Annotated in this window: 17 protein-coding genes; 15 read left to right on the forward strand and 2 right to left on the reverse strand. The window is 61.2% G+C overall.

Annotated features, from left to right (window positions below; all coding sequences use genetic code 11):
- The first annotated feature begins 58 nt into the window (after positions 1–58).
- The 15 genes from RUESEDTHA_RS19800 to RUESEDTHA_RS19870 all read left to right on the forward strand — a co-directional run bounded on the left by RUESEDTHA_RS19800 (position 59) and on the right by RUESEDTHA_RS19870 (position 16,155).
- Positions 59–397: a DUF736 family protein gene (locus tag RUESEDTHA_RS19800; protein ID WP_037207756.1), complete on the forward strand. Its 339-nt coding sequence runs from the start codon at positions 59–61 to the stop codon at positions 395–397.
- Between the two features lie 577 nt (positions 398–974).
- Positions 975–1,208 carry a hypothetical protein gene (locus tag RUESEDTHA_RS19805; protein ID WP_008335615.1) on the forward strand — a complete coding sequence of 78 codons (234 nt, stop codon included), beginning with the start codon at positions 975–977 and terminating at the stop codon, positions 1,206–1,208.
- A 525-nt stretch (positions 1,209–1,733) separates the two neighbouring features.
- On the forward strand, positions 1,734–2,354 hold the full coding sequence (locus RUESEDTHA_RS19810; protein WP_180888404.1) for a helix-turn-helix domain-containing protein: 621 nt from the start codon (positions 1,734–1,736) through the stop codon (positions 2,352–2,354).
- A complete protein-coding gene (locus tag RUESEDTHA_RS19815) occupies positions 2,347–4,287 on the forward strand; it encodes a relaxase/mobilization nuclease domain-containing protein (RefSeq protein WP_180888390.1) in 1,941 nt (646 codons plus the stop codon). The genes RUESEDTHA_RS19810 and RUESEDTHA_RS19815 overlap by 8 nt, the downstream gene beginning before the upstream one ends.
- Before the next feature lie 16 nt (positions 4,288–4,303).
- A complete protein-coding gene (locus RUESEDTHA_RS19820) occupies positions 4,304–6,211 on the forward strand; it encodes a type IV secretory system conjugative DNA transfer family protein (RefSeq protein ID WP_084353827.1) in 1,908 nt (635 codons plus the stop codon).
- Between the two features lie 348 nt (positions 6,212–6,559).
- Entirely contained in the window at positions 6,560–7,708 is a 1,149-nt protein-coding gene (locus RUESEDTHA_RS19825; protein WP_040179366.1) for a muconate/chloromuconate family cycloisomerase, read from the forward strand.
- A gap of 66 nt (positions 7,709–7,774) precedes the next feature.
- Positions 7,775–9,163 carry a benzoate 1,2-dioxygenase large subunit gene (gene benA, locus RUESEDTHA_RS19830; protein ID WP_040179364.1) on the forward strand — a complete coding sequence of 463 codons (1,389 nt, stop codon included), beginning with the start codon at positions 7,775–7,777 and terminating at the stop codon, positions 9,161–9,163.
- Positions 9,164–9,175: 12 nt separating this feature from the next.
- Positions 9,176–9,700, forward strand: a complete 525-nt coding sequence (gene benB / locus RUESEDTHA_RS19835) for a benzoate 1,2-dioxygenase small subunit (protein WP_040179363.1) — start codon at positions 9,176–9,178, stop codon at positions 9,698–9,700.
- Positions 9,701–9,773: 73 nt separating this feature from the next.
- Positions 9,774–10,796, forward strand: a complete 1,023-nt coding sequence (benC, locus tag RUESEDTHA_RS19840; RefSeq protein WP_040179361.1) for a benzoate 1,2-dioxygenase electron transfer component BenC — start codon at positions 9,774–9,776, stop codon at positions 10,794–10,796.
- Positions 10,793–11,572, forward strand: a complete 780-nt coding sequence (benD, locus tag RUESEDTHA_RS19845) for a benzoate diol dehydrogenase BenD (protein WP_040179360.1) — start codon at positions 10,793–10,795, stop codon at positions 11,570–11,572. Before benC ends, benD begins: the two co-directional genes overlap by 4 nt.
- A 41-nt stretch (positions 11,573–11,613) precedes the next feature.
- The gene (locus RUESEDTHA_RS19850) at positions 11,614–12,789 is read left to right on the forward strand and encodes an ABC transporter substrate-binding protein (RefSeq protein WP_040179358.1); all 1,176 of its coding nucleotides are present in this window, start codon (positions 11,614–11,616) and stop codon (positions 12,787–12,789) included.
- 60 nt (positions 12,790–12,849) lie between these two features.
- Positions 12,850–13,719 (forward strand): branched-chain amino acid ABC transporter permease, encoded by an 870-nt coding sequence (locus RUESEDTHA_RS19855; protein WP_180888391.1) that lies wholly within the window; start codon positions 12,850–12,852, stop codon positions 13,717–13,719.
- A gap of 4 nt (positions 13,720–13,723) precedes the next feature.
- Positions 13,724–14,728: a branched-chain amino acid ABC transporter permease gene (locus RUESEDTHA_RS19860; protein ID WP_040179355.1), complete on the forward strand. Its 1,005-nt coding sequence runs from the start codon at positions 13,724–13,726 to the stop codon at positions 14,726–14,728.
- A complete protein-coding gene (locus tag RUESEDTHA_RS19865) occupies positions 14,721–15,464 on the forward strand; it encodes an ABC transporter ATP-binding protein (protein WP_040179354.1) in 744 nt (247 codons plus the stop codon). Before RUESEDTHA_RS19860 ends, RUESEDTHA_RS19865 begins: the two co-directional genes overlap by 8 nt.
- A complete protein-coding gene (locus RUESEDTHA_RS19870) occupies positions 15,457–16,155 on the forward strand; it encodes an ABC transporter ATP-binding protein (protein WP_040179352.1) in 699 nt (232 codons plus the stop codon). The genes RUESEDTHA_RS19865 and RUESEDTHA_RS19870 overlap by 8 nt, the downstream gene beginning before the upstream one ends.
- 33 nt (positions 16,156–16,188) lie before the next feature.
- On the opposite strand, the gene RUESEDTHA_RS19875 is transcribed toward RUESEDTHA_RS19870, so the two are convergent.
- Positions 16,189–17,091 carry a LysR family transcriptional regulator gene (locus RUESEDTHA_RS19875; RefSeq protein ID WP_040179349.1) on the reverse strand — a complete coding sequence of 301 codons (903 nt, stop codon included), beginning with the start codon at positions 17,089–17,091 and terminating at the stop codon, positions 16,189–16,191.
- 100 nt (positions 17,092–17,191) lie between these two features.
- Positions 17,192–18,067, reverse strand: coding sequence for a dioxygenase (locus tag RUESEDTHA_RS19880; protein WP_040179347.1), 876 nt, complete (start codon positions 18,065–18,067; stop codon positions 17,192–17,194).
- Positions 18,068–18,102: the final 35 nt, after the last annotated feature.

The following is an 18,102-nucleotide window of genomic DNA, read 5'->3' on the forward strand; positions in this document are numbered from 1 at the left end:
CCGGGCCTTGGCCAGCTGCAAGGTGACCATCATTGCAACGCAAACAAGGAGAAGAGCAATGACCACGAACTGCATCAAATTCACCAGCGCCGACATCGAGACCGCCAAGGGCACAGGCTCCATCTCGACCCTGACCTTCGACCTCGACATCACGGTCGAGCCCGTCGCGAGCACGAACCCGATGGCCCCCACGCACCGCGTCCTCGGCCGCTCCCCGCGCGGCAAGCTGGTCGAGTGCGGCGGCATCTGGAAGAAGCAGAACAAGGAGACCGGTGCCGACTACTACACGCTGACCATCCGCGACCACGGCTTCAACGCCAACCTCGGCAAGGCCGCGAACCAGGACGATCTGTCCCTGCAGGCCGTCATCCCCTGGGGCCCGAAAGACGCCGCCTAAGCCAAGGGCCAGACCGCTCCGGCGGTCTGGCTATTTCTCGTTATGAGGAATGGCAGCGGTTCGGGTCCGAAACCCGTGTCAGAAGGATGCGGCATATTTCGGACGCTGACACCGAGGCGGATAGTCTGACTGGATCGATCGCAGAAGCAGCTTTGATCGTTCTGTTGAGGGACAGAGTGGATCGCGCGAACCCGAGGGTGAGCCGAAAGTCAGCAGGGGAAAAATGGGAGCCCACTGTGCGAGGTAAGCGCACCCCTTCTCTCAGTCGAGCAACCCGCGCTTGGGTCGTGTTGGCGAGGCTGCCAGGGTGCCGAACTCACCCTTTGCCGCGAGGGTGTAAACCGCAGATCAACGTCATGCGTCCGGGGGGCGACGTCTCACGTCAGGGCCACCGTCGCGCGCCTTTCCGTCGACCTGTTGGCCTCTCAGATCGCTAGCCCGGGGTCGAGCGGCCGGCAACGCTGGGGGCAGGTTTCTGGACGGCTGCGCCTTGAGCGCTGCGGTGCACCGCTCACAACAAACCTGCCCCCGGCGTGCTCCATTTCATTCCGCCCCGTGCCGGGTGCAGCCCGCTCTCATGCCCCCGGTCTTTTCCACGATCCGTCCAACGACGATCAACGGAAAGGATCACACCATGACACTCGAACAATCCATCGACCTCGCCGAACTGCAAGCCGACATGGCCTTTGATGCCTACCTCGCCGCGTTTGATGAAGACGCCCATCCCGAGACACTCGACAGCCTCGAGACCGAGGCGCTGATCGCCCGCAGCCGCTACGACGACCTGCGCTCTCAGGGACTGGGTCACTGACCCAGACACCCCTGCGGGTCTACTGATCCGCAGGGGTTTGACACCGTCTCTCAGAAGCTTCGTGACGCCCTCGAATGGTGGGACCCGCGCTATCTCGCGCGGGCCGTTTTCGTGTTCTTCGCGCCCGATCCGTTACCGGCTCGGGCGCTCGGTTTGCCTGACATCGCGTGCTGCTCCAGCGCAAGTTTAGGCAGATTAATTCGACCAGATTGCCGCGCATCGATGAGGACGGCGGCGTTCCATGTCGCGCTGCGGAGCAGTCTTGACTGCACCCTATTGCCAGCAAAAAGACACAGCATGCAAAACGTTATATTGCGCAATGTGATGTATTGAAGTATAAGCAAAGGAGAGAAGGAAGACGTTGGCAGGATATGGCCAATGTTTGCACATTTTGTCCGAGGGGTCTGTCATGGGCGTTTCCCGCAAAGCTGAATGCTCCGCCGCACGCGAAAGCGATTGCGAGCAATCGCTGCCTCGCGCGCGTCTGCGCATGCAATCTTTTTCTGGCAGCGGGAGAACGCCCTAGTGCCGAGGCCAGCGAAAAACCTGAAGCTTGAGCAGCGCATCGAAGTCGCGCGGCGCTTTGCGGCGGGCGAAAGTGCCAAGGAGCTGGCGGCGGCGTTCGGCATCTCTGCGCGCCACGTGAACCGGCTCGCGAAAGAGGAGGCGGGCGAGGGGATCACGGTGCGCGATCCGAGCGAGACAGTGGCATTCCGGGCAAGCCGATCCGAACTGGAGGCCTTCGATGCGGAGTGGCGCGAACGGGGTTTTGCCAACCGGTCGCAGGCGTTGAATGCGGTGCTGCGCGGACGGTGCGGATTCCTCGATGTGCCCCGTGATCTGGTCGCGGAATTCTGTGCAGCGTGGCGTCAGGCGAAGGATGTGAGCGACGCCGGACTGATGCTCGCCAAGGCGGTCCATCGCGGTCGGCTGGAGGTCTCGGAGGCAGACCGCGCGGTGCTGATTGATCTCCTTGATCTGGCGCAATCCATGAGCCGTGAATTGGGCCGGATGAAAGATGCGGCGCAGGCGATGCGTCATCAGGAGTGGCCACAAAAGGAAGAAGGGCAGGGGGCGGAGAGCGCGGTTCTGGAGGACGGTTCGCCCGTGACAAACGGCGGTCTGAGGCTGGTGCGCAGTGGCTGATCCCCTCGCCCTCTACGCCTCGGTCATGGGCCGGCTCTGGGAGGATGAGCGCATCCGGGGTCAGGCCGCAGCGCGGATCGACGCGCGGCTGGCGGGGCGTCGGCAGGGGCGGAGTTTCTCGCGCGTCGGATCCATGTCGGCGCGCAACGCGCTGAAGGCTGCGTCGGGTCAGAGCCGGGCGGCGGTCTTCAAACGGATCCGGGCGGGAGGCTGCAAGACGCGCGCGTCGCTCGGAGCGCAGATCTCCTACATCAACGACAAGGCGGTCTACACCTACTCGACAATGACCAATGCGCTGACCGATGCGGCGGTGCTGTCTGAGGGGCAGAAAGAGGACATCATCGAGGATTGGGCCGGGACCTGGCGCGGCTCGACCAAGCTCGGCTTCACCTCTCACATGTTGCTCTCCTTCCCGACCGACGTGACGGTCGATCAGGTGCGCGACATCGCCATGGATTGGACGGAGCATTTTTTCGAGAGCGGCGAATACGGCGATCAGTGGGACTATGTGCTCGCGGTCCATGACGACCGGGCGCACAAACACGCCCACATCATCCTGAACAATCGCGGCCTCGAGAAAGGCACCTGGTTCTCTTGCTGGGCCGAAGGCGTGATGTCGCCGCAGCTCATGCGCGAGAAACAGGCCGAGATCGCGGAACGCTACGGCGTGATGCTTGATGCCACCACGCGGCTCGAGCGCGGCATCTTCGAGAAACCCGCCGGGATCGAAGAGATCTACCGCGCCAAGGAAGAGGCCCGCCTACCGCGCGAGATCGCCCTGACGGCCCAGGAAACCGCCATGGCGCAGGCGCAGGTGGTGGGCTTCGCCAAGGATTACAAGAACCTCGCTGACCTGCTGGACCGGATGGACCAGCGCCACATGGCCCGCGCCCTGCGCGGCATGGCGGAGGGGCTCGGTTCCGGCGCGCCGTGGAACTTCACCGAAGGAGAGATAGACATGAAGGACATCAAGACCGTCGGTGATGCGATCGACTATTCCGAGCGCACGATCGAGGCGCTCAGGCTCAAGGCCGAGGAACTGGACCCGGCCGAGTGCGCCGCATTCGAGGCCAAGGCCGCGCCGATCATCGCGGATCTCTCGCAGATGGTGCCCGACCCGGAGCTACGGGCGCGCTTCGGCAAGCAGCTTGAAGAACCCTATCCCCCGGGGGCGGGCAGCGTGGTGCTGATCGGCGCGCTGCAGTCCGGCAATGACGAGGGGTTGCGCGATGTGCTCGAGAGTGCCGAAGAGGCAGGCATGGACAGCGAGGAGCTGGTGGCCCGGATCATGGCCGGCGGCACGCGGAACTACGGTATGGCGCAGGACTGGGTTGAGCGCGACATGAATGCGGTGCTGGCCAAGGACGGTCTCAGCGTGGAGACCGCGAGTGACGACCAGCTCGATGCCGCGCTCGAAAAGGTCGACGGCGTGATGGACGCACTGATGGAGCGGGCGAAGGAACTGGGCGTCGAGATCGGCCGAACCCTCGCGGACGAAGAGGAGGCGACACTGCCCCTCATCGACGAAGACGACCGGACGCCCAATCCCTACCTGCAGGACCTGGCCGACATGCTTCGGGACGGCAAGCTCACCGAGGAACAGGAAGAGGTGGTTGAGCGGACCCTGCAATCCGAGCTCTTCAAGGAGTTGGGTGAGGAGGGTTTGGCTGCACTTCGCCGCGGCAACTACGAGGTGCTGGACGCGGCCCTTCCGAGCAAGCTCGACCAGATCACCGTCACGCAGGAATTCCTCGAGATGACGTTTGAGGAGACCGGCGACCAAGTCTTCACCGACCGCGCCGCCGGGTTGCAGCAGGACAAGGCGACGGAGGTGGCGCGGATGCGCGGCCAGCAAGAGGCGCAGGAAATGGGGCGTGAACTTGCCCGAAACAAAACACTAGATCGTGGTCTCGATGACGAGATGGAATTCTAAGGGGGAGATGACAACCATGACCAAGACACTCCCCCTTTGGGCCGCGCTCCTCTTCGGGGTGATCTGCGGCGCCGTCATCGGCACCATCGTCGCCGCCTTCTACCTGACCCTGGCCCTGAAAACCGGGTTTGGTAGTTTTGACATGCTGGCGCTCTGGAAAGCCAGCGCGGGCACCCGAGCGGCGCATCCCGAAGCGTTCAAGGTGGGGTTTGGCGCCGTAGGCTTCGGGGCGATTGGCCTCGGCGCCCTGGCGCTTGCCTGGACCTGGAAGAAGGAGCGGGACGACTATGGCTCGGCCCACTGGCAGACCAAGGCGGAGCTGAAGAAGAACGACATGCTTCAAGCGCCTGGCAAGGGCTTTGTCTGTGGCAAGCTCGGAGCCCCGACGTCCAAAGCTGAGTTCATCTCCTCGACCACCATCCCGCATGTGATGATGGTCGCGCCGACCCGGGCCGGTAAGGGGGTTGGCTTCGTGATCCCGAATCTTCTGAGCTTTGCGGGCTCGGTTGTGGTGCTGGACGTGAAGGGCGAGAACTTCGAGAAGACCGCGCGGCTCCGGGCGCTCAACGGCGACGAGGTCTATCGGTTCAGCCCGTTTGATTGGGCCAATGCCACGCATCGGTACAACCCGCTTGCGCGGATTGCCAAGGCCCCGACATTCGCGCAGCGCTTCACCGAGGTCTCGATCCTGGCAGACCTCTTCCTCGACAAGGACAACAAGACGCTCGACACCTTTTCCGAGGCCGGCAAGTCGATCTTCGTTGCGGCCTGTCTGCTGGCGATCCAACGCGGCACGCCGAACCTCGGCGAGGTGAACAAGATCGTCGCCGGGGGCGAATACAAGAACGCCCAGTACAAGACCTATGCCGACGAGGCCGAGGAAGACATCCTGCGCGAGCTCTGGACCAATGCGGCCTCAGCCTCGTCGCGGCTGCTGACCTCGAACATTCAGGCGCTGATGACGGCCGGTCTCAAGCAATGGGACAACCCGGCGGTGCGCTCGGCCACCGAGGCGAGCGACTTCGATTTCTCGACCTTCCGGAAGACCCCTCAGTCGCTTTACATCGCGGTGTCCGAGGATCACATCGCGACGCTGGCGCCGCTCTTGCGCCTGATGTTCGCCGATCTCATCGCCTCGATCCGGCTGAACGAGCCCGGCCCGGACGAGCCCTGGCCGGTCATGATGATGATCGACGAATTCCAGCAGATGGGGGCGATGCCCTATCTCGAGCGGGCGATCCATTCGCTGGCAAGCTATGGCGGCCGCGTCGCGATGATCGCGCAGTCGCTGGCTTCGCTTGATCGGATTTACGGGCCCGAGGGCCGTGAAAGTCTCGAGAACGGGGCAGGGCTGAAGCTCTACATCACCCCGCGGGACCAGCGCACGGTGAAAGAGGTCTCCGCCGCGGTCGGCAGCACCACCCGCGAGGCGGTGACCCGGATGTACGGTCGCAACAAGGGCTTCCTTGGCGCGACCTCGACCTCGGCGCGTCTGGAAGAGCGGCCGCTACTTTCCGAGACGGAAGCGCGCCTCATGGATCCCGACGAGGTCATAATCCTCGCTTCGCCCCAGCACCCTATCAAGGCTAGCCGGATCAAGTATTACGACGATCCGTTCTTCAAGGACATGCTGGCCCGCCAGGACGGCAAGCCGTTCCCCTATCCGCCGAGTGTGCAGGGCGTGGGGCCCTGGGGCGGTGACTTTGAGGTCGGCGCAGACGACCAGGCGAAACTAGCCGAACGTGCGCCTGTCCGGGATCGATCGCAGCGGCGCGAAGCGCGCGCGATGAGCGTGATGCCGATTGAGGCCGGACGCGGGCAGCCCGAGCCCGAGACGCTCGAAAGGGAAGCCGCCGTGCCGAAGGATTGGAAGGCGGCGCTCGACCGGCAGGAGGACTTCATCGAGGAATTGTTGGGAGGGTGAGTGATGACTGCTGCTCGCTGCGTAACTCTTGCATTCGTTCAACTTTTTCAGCCAGCATTGCAGTTGTTGTGGAGCTACTTACCTTGTGCCACCTGCGTTCTAGCAAAAATGCCAACTAGAATTTCACGTGCTGCGGAAGGTTTCTCGGTGAGACCTGTTTCCAGAAAATCTAAATAGCTGTTTTTCAATTGACGGCGAAGAGCGGCCTGAAACCGGGTCTGACCTTCGCTCGGTTTTTACTGTCCCATCTCGCCAGGGTATTATCCAAGACCCTCCCAATCATCGACAGAATCCGGCTCGGGCGGGCAATCTGCATCCATTAGAAACCTGCAGATGTGGTGAGCCCCAGTGACCAAGATTGACCAGATCGAGACCCTGATCCTCGACATTCCCACCATTCGCGGTCACGTGCTTTCGATGGCCACGATGCGTACGCAAACTGCGGTGCTGGTCAGGGTCAAGTTCTCGGACGGCTCCGAAGGCATCGGCGAAGGCACGACGATTGGCGGGCTGAGCTACGGACCGGAAAGCCCTGAAGGCATCCAGTCGGCGATCGAGACTTATATCGCGCCCGGCCTGCTTGGTCGCAACAGCGACGATGTGAATGGTGCAATACAGCTCATCGACAAGTTGGTGAAAGGTAACCGGATCGCCAAGACAGCTGTCGAGATAGCTCTGTGGGACGGGCTGGGCAAGCGCTTGGGCGTGCCGGTGTCGCAACTTTTTGGTGGGGCCGTTCACGAACGTCTACCGGTCGCCTGGACGCTGGCCTCCGGCAATTCCGAGACCGACATCGCCGAAGCCCAGCAGATGATCGAAACCCGCCGCCACAACGTCTTCAAACTGAAGATCGGCAAGCGAGCGGTCCGTGATGACGTGGCCCATGTCGCCCGCATCAAAGAGGCGGTTGGTGATGCAGCCAGCGTGCGCGTTGACATCAACACGGCTTGGTCGTTGCAGGATGCACGTTGGGGTCTGAGGGGGCTGCAAGAGGCGGGCTGCGAACTTGTCGAGCAACCTGTCCCCGCGCGTTATCGCCGGGCAATGGCAGAACTGACGCGTAGCTACGAAATCGCCGTGATGGCTGATGAGGCGCTTAACGGGCCTGAGGATGCTCTCGAAGTGGTAACGGCACAAGCTGCGGACGTCTTCGCCGTAAAGATCGGGCAATCCGGCGGGCTCAAGCGCGCCTCAGAAGTCATAGCCATTGGGCAGGCTGCGGGCCTTGGCCTTTACGGTGGCACCATGCTCGAAACCGGCCTGAGCACCGTTGCGGCATTGCAGTTGTTCTCTACCGTTGATGACTTGGCGTGGGGCACCGAGCTGTTCGGCCCGCTGCTGCTGACCGAGGACATTCTCGCAAATCCGATCGTCTACAGAGATTTCTGCGTCGAAATTCCACACGGCCCGGGCATTGGCGCGACGCTCGACCCCGACAAGATCGATTTCTTCCGCCGAGATGGTCGGCGGAGCATGAAAGCCGTCGCGGGTGAATAGTCCCGCGACACGAACAACAAACCAGCCGATGCATCCATGCTGAGGCAGTCTGGAGGAGGATCACAGATGTTCACCCAATCCAATCTCGACGCATTCGAAGCACGGCTCGACGGCGCCATTCAGGACGACCCGGAAAATGGCGTGTTCCGCTGCCGCCGAGATATTTTCACCGACGAAGAGCTGTTCGAGCTTGAGATCAAGCACATCTTCGAAGGCAACTGGATTTACATGGCGCATGAAAGCCAGATCCCGAACCCGGGCGACTACTTTACTCTGACCATGGGCCGCACGCCTGTCGTCATCACCCGCGATAAAGACGGCGAGCTGCACGCGCTGGTCAACGCCTGTTCGCACCGTGGTGCGCAGCTCTGCCGCTTCAAGCGCCGCAACCAGAAAACCTTCACCTGTCCGTTCCACGGCTGGACATTCTCCAACACTGGCAAGCTCCTGAAGGTCAAGGATCCCAAGGGTGCAGGTTATCCTGAGCAGTTCAACAAGGACGGCTCCCATGACCTGACTAAAGTTGCCCGCTTCGAAAACTACCGTGGCTTCCTGTTCGGCTCCCTCAATGCCGATGTGAAGCCGCTGGAGGAGTACCTCGGCGAAGCACGCAAGATGGTCGACATGATCGTCGATCAGGCTGACGAAGGTCTCGAGGTGCTGCGCGGTTCGTCCACCTACACCTATGACGGCAACTGGAAGCTGCAGGCCGAAAACGGCGCTGACGGTTACCACGTCTCGGCCGTGCACTGGAACTACGTGGCCACGACGGCGCACCGTACCGATGACGGCAAAGAAGACAACATCAAGGCAACCGACGCGTCCAAATGGGCGAAGCAGCGCGGTGGCTTCCACGCCTACGAGAATGGTCACATCCTGCTCTGGACGGAATGGGCCGACCCGACCAACCGCCCCGGCTATCCGCGTCTGGAGGAATGGACGGAGAAGTACGGCAAGACCAAGGCCGAATGGATGGTGGGAGTGCTGCGCAACCTCTGCCTCTATCCAAACGTCTTCCTGATGGACCAGTTCTCCAGCCAGATCCGCGTCTTCCGGCCCGTCTCGGTCGACAAGACCGAGGTCACGATCTACTGCATCGCGCCGAAGGGCGAGAGCCAGGAAGCACGCACCCGACGCATCCGCCAGTACGAGGACTTCTTCAATGCCTCTGGCATGGCGACGCCGGATGATACCGAAGAATTCCGGGCCACACAGCGCGGCTATGCCGGTGCGGCACACGCCAAGTGGAACGACCTGACCCGCGGAGCAACCCAATGGATCGAAGGTCCCGATGAAGACGCCAAGGCCCTTGGCATCAACCCGGTTATGTCCGGTGCGCGCACTGAGGACGAAGGGCTCTTCGTCATCCAGCACAGCAACTGGTCCGAGCGGATGGGAGACGCCATCGCCAAGGAACGCGAAACCGCGCCTCAGGCGTCGGTCGCAGCCGAGTGAGGAGGAAAGAACATGACAACTGCGACTCTTGAACGCCCTGCAACCGATGTGATGAGCTTCGAAGACATCCAGGCCTTTCTCTTCGCGGAGGCCCGCGCTCTGGACGATCGCGACTGGGACACCTGGCTGACATTCTACCACAAGGACTGTCCGTTCTGGATGCCCGCATGGGATGACTTCGACACGCTGACGGAGGATCCGCAGAACGAGATGTCCTTGATGTACTACCCCAACAAGCAGGGCATCGAGGACCGCGTATTCCGGATCAAGACCGACCGGTCGTCGGCGACCTCGCTGCCGGAGCCGCGCACGAACCACTATCTGTCGGGTATCGAAGTGCTGAGCCGCGAAGGTAGCGAAATCAAGCTGCGCTTCAACTGGCAAACGCTGAGCTACCGCTACGCCGAGACCGATACCCACTGGGGCACGTCGTTCTACTCGATCGACACCAGCGGGCCGAAGCCGCTGATCACCGATAAGAAGGTCGTCCTGAAGAACGATCACATCCACCACGTGATCGACGTCTATCACACCTGATCCCCGTTACTCCGGGAGCCTGAAGACCTCCGCGCATCTACGTCTGGGTGCGCGGATAAGGGAGGAGCATGCCATGACGACCTACAACGTTGCCCTGAATTTCGAAGATGGCGTCACACGCGTCATCCAGTGCGATGACGACGAGAAGGTAACCGATGCGGCCTTCCGTCAGAAGATCAACTTGCCGATGGACTGCCGCGATGGCGTCTGCGGCACCTGCAAGTGCTTTGTCGAGAAGGGCGAGTACGAGCTGGAATTCTACATGGACGAGTCGATGAGCGACGAGGAGGCCGAAGAAGGCTACGCGCTCACCTGCCAGATGACCCCAGAAAGCGACTGCGTTGTGCGGGTTCCGGCCTCATCCGCCATCTGCAAGACCGCGCCCGAGGCAGTGGAAGCCGAAGTGCAGGGCGTTGACAAACTTTCCGAGACATCCTTCGGTCTGCGGGTGAATCTGGCCAAGCCAATCAACTTCCTGCCGGGCCAGTATGTGAACCTGACAGTCCCCGGTACGGACAAACACCGGTCCTATTCCTTTTCGTCCGCACCGGGTGCGCAGGAAGCAACATTCCTGATCCGCAACCTGCCCGGCGGTGTCATGAGCACCTATCTTGGCGAGCAGGCGAAGCCCGGCGACGCTCTGACTGCAACCGGTCCGATGGGTGCCTTTTACCTGCGGCCAATCGAGCGCACGCAGGTTTGGCTCGCCGGTGGCACCGGTCTGGCGCCGTTCCTCTCCATGCTGGAACAAGTGGCTGAGCAGGGAGCAGAGCACCCGATCACGCTCTACTATGCCGTGACGCGCGCCGCTGACCTCGTGGAACTGGATCGCGTTAGCGCGCTTGCTGAAAAGATCGGCAACGTCACCGTGATCACCATTCTGGCCGCCGAAGAAGACGCGCATGAGCGCAAGGGGTTCGTGACCGATCACCTCAGCGGCGATGACCTGTCGGGCGGCGATTGCGACGTCTACCTGTGCGGCCCGCCGCCTATGGTCGATGCCGTGCGCGCGCATTTCGGGAAACTGGGCGTCGAGCCCACGAATTTCTACTACGAGAAATTCAACCCCACCGAAGAGAAGGCCGAAGCGGCATGACAGGCCGTTTCGACAACAAGGTGATGGTCGTCACCGGCGCGGCACAAGGTATCGGCCGCCGCGTCGCCGAACGAGCGGCAAGCGAAGGCGCACGGGTTCTGATCGTGGACCGCTCGCCCGCACGCAAAGACGTCGTCGCGGCGATCCGCGAAGCGGGGGGCGAGGTCGAGGCGATCTCGGTTAACCTCGAGACGTGGAGTGGCTGCGACAAGGCCATCGGCAAGGCCGTGGATCTCTGGGGCCGCATCGACATCCTGATCAACAACGTCGGTGGCACGATCTGGGCCAAACCGTTTGAGCATTACGAGCCCAAGCAGATCGACGCAGAAGTGCGCCGTTCGCTGTTCCCGACACTCTACTGCTGCCGCGCCGCCATTGAACGGATGCTACCGCAAGGTAAGGGCACCATCGTCAATGTGTCTTCCATTGCGACCCGCGGACTGAACCGCGTGCCCTACGCAGCAGCGAAGGGCGGCGTGAACGCGCTCACGGCTAGCCTGTCTTGGGAAGTTGCCGAACGCGGGATCCGCGTCGTTGCAACCGCACCGGGCGGAACCGAAGCCCCGCCGCGGGTCGTACCGCGCAACCCCAATGCCGAAGAAGAACAACGCGAAGACTGGTACCAGACCATCGTCGACCAGACGATCCAGTCCTCGTTCATGAAAAGATATGGAACGCTCGACGAGCAGGCAGGTCCCATCCTGTTTCTGGCGTCGGACGAAGCCTCATACATCACCGGTGTCACAGTCCCGGTGGGTGGGGGCGACTTAGGCTAGGCCCTGAGGAGGGGTCGTTAACCAACTGGAGGAGATACAAAATGAAACGCGCAATCCTGGCGGCCCTTGGGTTCGCCACCAGCTTCGCTGTGCCTGCTGTGGCAGAAGAAGAGATCAAGGTGGGCCTTCTGCTCCCGTTCTCGGGTGTATATGCGTCGCTCGGAAATGAAATTGAGACCGGGTTCAACCTCGGTCTGCAACAGTTCGGTTCCGAGACTGGTGCAACCTTTGAGATCGCCCGTGAAGACACCGAGGTGAAGCCGCCTGTCGCACTTGGCAAAGCCAAGAAACTGATCCTACAGGACCAGGTCGATGTCATGGTCGGGATCGTCAGTTCCGGTGTTCTGGGTGCGGTGCGTGACATGGTGCATGGCGCAGGTGTGCCACTGATCGTTGCTAATGCCGGCAATGATGCAGCGACTGGCGGGTCTTGTTCACCCTACATCACGCGGATGTCGTTTTCCAACGGCCAGATCAACCGTCCGATGGGCACCTGGATGGCCGAGCAGGGTGTGAAGAAGGTGTTCACGCTTGCGCCTGACTATGCTGCCGGTCGCCAGATGATCGACGCCTTCACCGAGACCTTCACCGCCGCAGGCGGCGAGATCGTCGGGCAGGAATTCACGCCGTTCCAAAAGACGCAGGACTTCGGTCCCTATCTCGCCCAGGCCAAGGCCAGCGGTGCGGATGCGGTCTACGTTTTCTATGCAGGCGGCGAGGCGATTTCCTTCGTCAAGCAATATGACAGCTTTGGCCTGAAAGCTGACCTTCCCCTTTATGGCTCGGGCTTCCTGACCTCGCCGCTTTATGTGAACGCACAGGGCGAGGCTGCCGAAGGCGTCATCACAGCGCTTCACTACGCGCCGACCATCAACAGCGAGGCGAACGCCGCTTTCGTGGCCGCGTTCACCGAGGAAACCGGCCGCGCGCCGTCGGAATTCGCCGTCCAAGGTTACGATGCGGCTCGCGCGCTGATTGAGGCAACAAAAACCGGCGCAAATGACCGTGCATCTTTGGCGACTGCCCTGCGCCAGGTCAGCTTTGAGGGGCCGCGCGGTCAGCTCTCCATCGACCCCGCAACCAACAACATCATCCAGCCCGTCTATGTCTACGAAACCGTCGCTGGTGAAGGTGGGCTGACGCAGAAGGTCCTAGCTCAGCTTCCCGCGGAAGCCGACGCGACCAATGGCTGCGAGATGGCACCCGACTCCAACTGACCAATCTGTCCCGGCCGCTCGCCTGCGGCCGGGACATAACGTCCGAGGAGGACTTAGCTCATGGCACATGATCTTGGATTCTGGACCCTTCAGGCGCTCAACGCCCTGCAATTGTCCATGCTTCTGTTTCTTCTTTCCATCGGCCTGACGGTCATCTTCGGGCTGATGCACTTCGTGAACCTCGCGCATGGCTCGCTTTATGCTCTTGGCGCGTATTTCGCTGCCTCGCTGGCTGCCGTGGGCGGCTACTGGATGGGGTTCTTTCTGGCGCCCGTGGCGGTCGCCGGGGTGGGGATCCTCCTCTATTCCGGCCTCATAAAGCGCATGCGGAAATCGGGGCCCATGGCACAGGTTCTCGTCACCTTCGGGCTGATCTTTGTCCTGCTCGATCTGACTCGCATCTTCTGGGGAGATCTGGCTCTCGCCATCGACGTACCCACGCTGCTTGGCGGTCGTCTGACCTTCCTTGGTGTCGAGTATCCGACCTACCGGTTGTTCATCATCGTTCTGGGTCTCGCCATCTTCGGCGCACTGGCCTTCGTGCTCAGCCGCACCCAGATCGGCGCAATGATCCGTGCCGGTGTCGATAACGATGCCATGGCGGCCTGTCTGGGCATCAATGTGGAACGGCTGTTCTTCATCGTCTTCTGTCTGGGCTGTGCCCTTGCGGGCCTGGCCGGGGCCGTCGCGGCACCGCTTCTCAGTGTGACGCCCGACATGGGTCTGCAGATCCTGATCCCGACTCTGATCGTGATCGTGATCGGTGGTCTCGGCTCCCTCAAGGGCGCCATCGCCGGATCACTGATCTATGGCTTTGTGCAGACTTTCGGTGCGGTTCTGGCCCCGCAACTGGCCTCTGTTCTCATCTACGCGCTTTTGGCTGCGGTCCTTGTGATCAAGCCAGAGGGCCTCTTTCCAGCGAAAGGATAAGACGATGTTTCGCCACAACACTCTTCGTTACACCGCTCTGGTCCTGCTCGCAGCCGGTGCCCTCTTTCAGGCTTTCACGGCTGAATATTTCGGTCTGGAGATCCTGACAGAGATCCTGATCCTTGCCATGCTGGTTCTGGCGCTCGACATCGTTGCGGGCTTCGGTGGCATGGTCTCGCTCTGCCATGGCGCTCTGATGGGGGTCGGGGCCTATGCCTACGCAGTCCTGTCGACCAAGGCGGGGATCGCACTGCCCGTTGCCATGGCGGGCAGTATCGCGCTGACCGGCGCGGCTGCCTGGGTCATCGGCGCCATCGGGTCGCGCAGCCATGGTATCTATTTCATCATGGCGACACTCGCTTTCGGGCAATTGGCCTATTCCTACGTATTCGAGGCGCCGCTCTTTGGCGGCGACGATGGGTTGGGCGGCATATCCCGGCTGGACTTGAGCTTGATTGGCGTCGATCTGAACAACAGTCGCAGCTTTGCTCTCTTCTGTCTGGCCACTCTCGGGGCGGTCTACGGTGCTTCTGTACTGATCCTCCGATCCGGTCTTGGCCGCTCGCTCACCGGTGTCATGCACAATGAGCAGCGGATGCGCGCGCTTGGCCTGACGGTCTGGCGTGTAAAGGCCGATGTGTTCGGACTGTCCGGCATGATCGCAGGCCTCGCCGGTGCGCTAGCCGCACAACACATCATGTACATCTCCCCGGGTCTGCTCAGCTGGACGGTCTCGGGCGAAGCACTGGTTGTGGTGATCCTTGGTGGTCTTGGAACGCTTGTCGGACCGGTGATCGGAGCAGCCGCCTTTGTTGTCCTGAAACATGAACTGAGCTCGGTCACGACCTATTGGCACCTCGTTGTCGGTGTCATCCTGATCGCCGTCGTGATGAGCCGCGCCAATGGCATCTTCGGCTGGATCGAGGCCCGCTGGGGCGGCGTATTCGACCGCCGTCTCGCCGATGCGACCCGCAAACAGGAGCCTGAGGAGGTGTTGACCGATGCTTGAGACACGTAATCTGGACAAAAGTTTTGGCGCCGTTCACGTCACGCGCGATGTGTCGCTAAAGCTGGAACGTGGCGAGCGCCGGGTGATCTTGGGGCCGAACGGGGCGGGCAAGACGACGCTCTTCAACCAGCTTGTCGGCGAGCTGACCCCAGACAGCGGATCGGTGCATCTCGCCGGTGAAGATGTCACAGCACTTCCCGTTGCCAAACGCGCCCGTCGTGGGCTTTCGCGGAGCTACCAGAAGAACACGTTGTTCGATGGTCTGACGGTCGAGGAAAACCTTGGGCTTGCGGCGGCAGTCCACACCGGCAATGCGACGCAGCTTTGGTCGGACAGCCTGGCAAAACCCGAAGTCCGTGAGATCGTGGAGGAGGTGGCAAGCCAGGTGAACCTGATGCCTTTCATCCACGCGAAAGTGTCCGAGATCAGCTATGGCGTGCGTCGCCAGCTTGAAGTCGGTGTGGCGCTGGCCACGCGGCCGCTGGTTCTGCTGATGGACGAACCGACCAGCGGCGTCGGGCCGGAAATGTCGAAAGGCTTTCACGACCTGCTGGCGGGCCTGCCCCGCGACCTGACCATGCTGATCATCGAGCATGACATGGACCTTGCGTTTGACGTGGCCAACACGATCACGGTGCTGAACTACGGCGAAGTGGTCTTTGATGGTCTGCCCGAAGAGGCACGCGGGTCGAGCCTGCTCAAGGAAATCTATCTGGGGAGCTGGGAAGATGCTTGAACTGAACGCAATCGAATCCGGGTACGGCGAAACGCAGGTCCTTTACGGCCTGTCGCTTCAAGCGCAGACGGGCCGGGTTTTGGCCATCCTCGGGCGAAACGGCGCCGGCAAGTCCACGACACTGAAAACGATCATGGGCCTTTTGCCGCTGAAGTCCGGCGAAATCCTGTGGGGTGGTAAGCCGATCGCGGGGCAACCATTTGACATCGCCAAGAGCGGGATCGCCTATGTGCCAGAGACGCGCGATATCTTTCCGTCGCTCAGTGTGCGTGAGAACCTCGAAATCGCGGCCAAGCGGTTTGGCGGGTCGAACCCTGAATGGACGATGGAGCGGGTGTTGGACCTGTTTCCGCGACTAGGAGAGCGCATGGACAACGGCGGCACGCAGCTTTCGGGCGGCGAGCAGCAGATGCTGGCCATCGCGCGGGGACTGCTGATGAACCCAAAGCTGCTGATCCTTGATGAACCGACCGAGGGCCTGGCCCCGATCATCGTCAAACTGATCCACGACAAGCTGCAAGAGCTGAAAGCGGCGGGCCTGTCGATGATCATCGTTGAGCAGAACTTCGGTTTTGCCACGTCGCTTGCCGACGATGTGGTCGTCGTCAGCAAAGGGCAGATCGTCTGGACGGGAGATGCCGAGGCGATCAAGGCCGATGAAGACGCACAGCACACTTGGCTGGGCGTGTGAAATCTGCGTGCAGGGCCAACGCGCTTTGCACCTTCACCCCTTTTTGACAGGGCTCTTTCGCGCGACTTTCTGCGCGATGTTAACGAAATTCTTGACGTGAACGCCCTGTTCATCGAGGCGGTAATTGACCGAGAGTTCAGTTCGCGCGATCTCGGGTTCGATATTGAGAAACTTCATACCCTTGCGCGGCGCATTGGCGACGGATTCTGGGACAATGCACACGCCTTCACCGACCGCAACAAGACTGAGGGCGGTTTGCAGATCCATACACCAGATGCGCAGGGGCGCCTCGAATCCCGCATCCTCAACCGCCTTGAGAACCATGTCGGCATAGCTGGGCCTGGGGCGTTCGGGATAGAGGATCAAATGGTGGGTCATCAGCCGTTCGAGCTTGGCCACTGTCCGAGTTCCCGTATCGACGATGTCAGGTAAGGCGAGGATCAGCTTTTCTTCAACCAAATGCTTTGACAGGAACTCGGGATCCTTCAGGGTTGGGCGCGCAAATACAACGTCCAGTTCCCGTGACACCAGGGACCGGTGCAGTTCGGCGTTGTTCATCGGGATCAGACTTAGGTTCACGTCCGGGTAATTCGCCCGATACGATCTGATGATGTTTGGCAGAATTCCGTATGTGGCAGAGCCGACGAACCCAATCCTGAGTCGTCCTTCCGCCCCTTGTCCCAGCCGACGCACTTCCAGTTGCGTGTCTTCAAGCTCTGCGAGGATTGTCTTGCCGCGCTTCAGCAACCGCTCACCTGCTTGTGTCAGGGTGATCGTGCTCCGGCCCCTGTTGAACAGGATTGCGCCGAGGTCTTCCTCGAGCTGCTTGATCTGACGGCTGAGCGGGGGTTGCGCCATATCGAGGCGTTCTGCGGCGCGCCCGAAATGCAGCTCCTCTGCCACTGCAATGAAATAGGTCAGCTGTTTGAAATTCATTTTCGCCGTCCTCCCAAGAACTTACGATATTCTATACCTCTAAACGAAAAAAAAAAGGCCCCCGTCTTGCGGGGGCCAGTCTTCAGGGAGGTATCGGGGATTACTCGGCGGCGGTCGCCTTTCCGTTGGCGGCCGTCTTGAGGACGAAATCGAACTCGAAGTGCAGGTCGGTGCCCAGGTCGGCGGCAGCCGGTTTGAACTTGCCGATCAGGCTTTCCTTGACCGCAAAGACGCTGTCCTCTTCGAGCCATGCGCTGTCGGCGTCGTAGATTTGGCTGATCAGCGGACGGTAGCCATCCTTCGAGATGATGAAGTGCATGTGGCCCGGGCGGTTCGGGTGGTGGCCCATGAAGCGCAGCAGCTCACCGGCGGTTTCATCGTCCGGGATCGGGTAGGGGACGGGGCGCACGGCGACAAAAGCGTAATGGCCGTTTTCATCGGTCTCGAACCGTCCGCGCAGGTTGTATTCGGGCTGGTCGGGGTCGAGATTTTCGTAGACGCCGTTCGGCGCGTCTTCCCAGACGTCGAGCGTCACACCGGCGATGCCGTTGCCGTTTTCATCCTTGATGTAGCCCTCGAAGTACGCGGTTTCTTCGTTGTCAAAGTGCTTCTGGATTGTCGAACCGCCCTTGGGCAGAACCGGCGGGTTCTCGCGGTAGAACGGGCCCAGAACGGTGGATTCGCTTTCGTTGCCTTCGACGGGATTGGTCATCATGTCGACCAGAACCTCGACGCCAAGGATGTCGCCCAGAAGGATGAACTCCTGCCGGTTGTCATTGCAGAGCTTACCAGCGCGGGCGAGGTAGTCGCAGACGAACAGGAATTCGTTATGCTGCAGTTTCACGTCCTTGATGAATGCGTGCAGGTGTTTGACCAGGCCAGTCGCGAGTTCGCGCTGGCGGTCGGTGATGTCTCCATGCTTACCGAGGCTCGCGATCACGACGTCGGTGATGTTGTGTTGGTTGACGATGCCCATGGGTAGTTCCTCCTCCTGGCAATCTGTAGATCCGG

This window comes from Ruegeria sp. THAF57 (assembly GCF_903914075.1).
GTDB lineage: Bacteria > Pseudomonadota > Alphaproteobacteria > Rhodobacterales > Rhodobacteraceae > Ruegeria.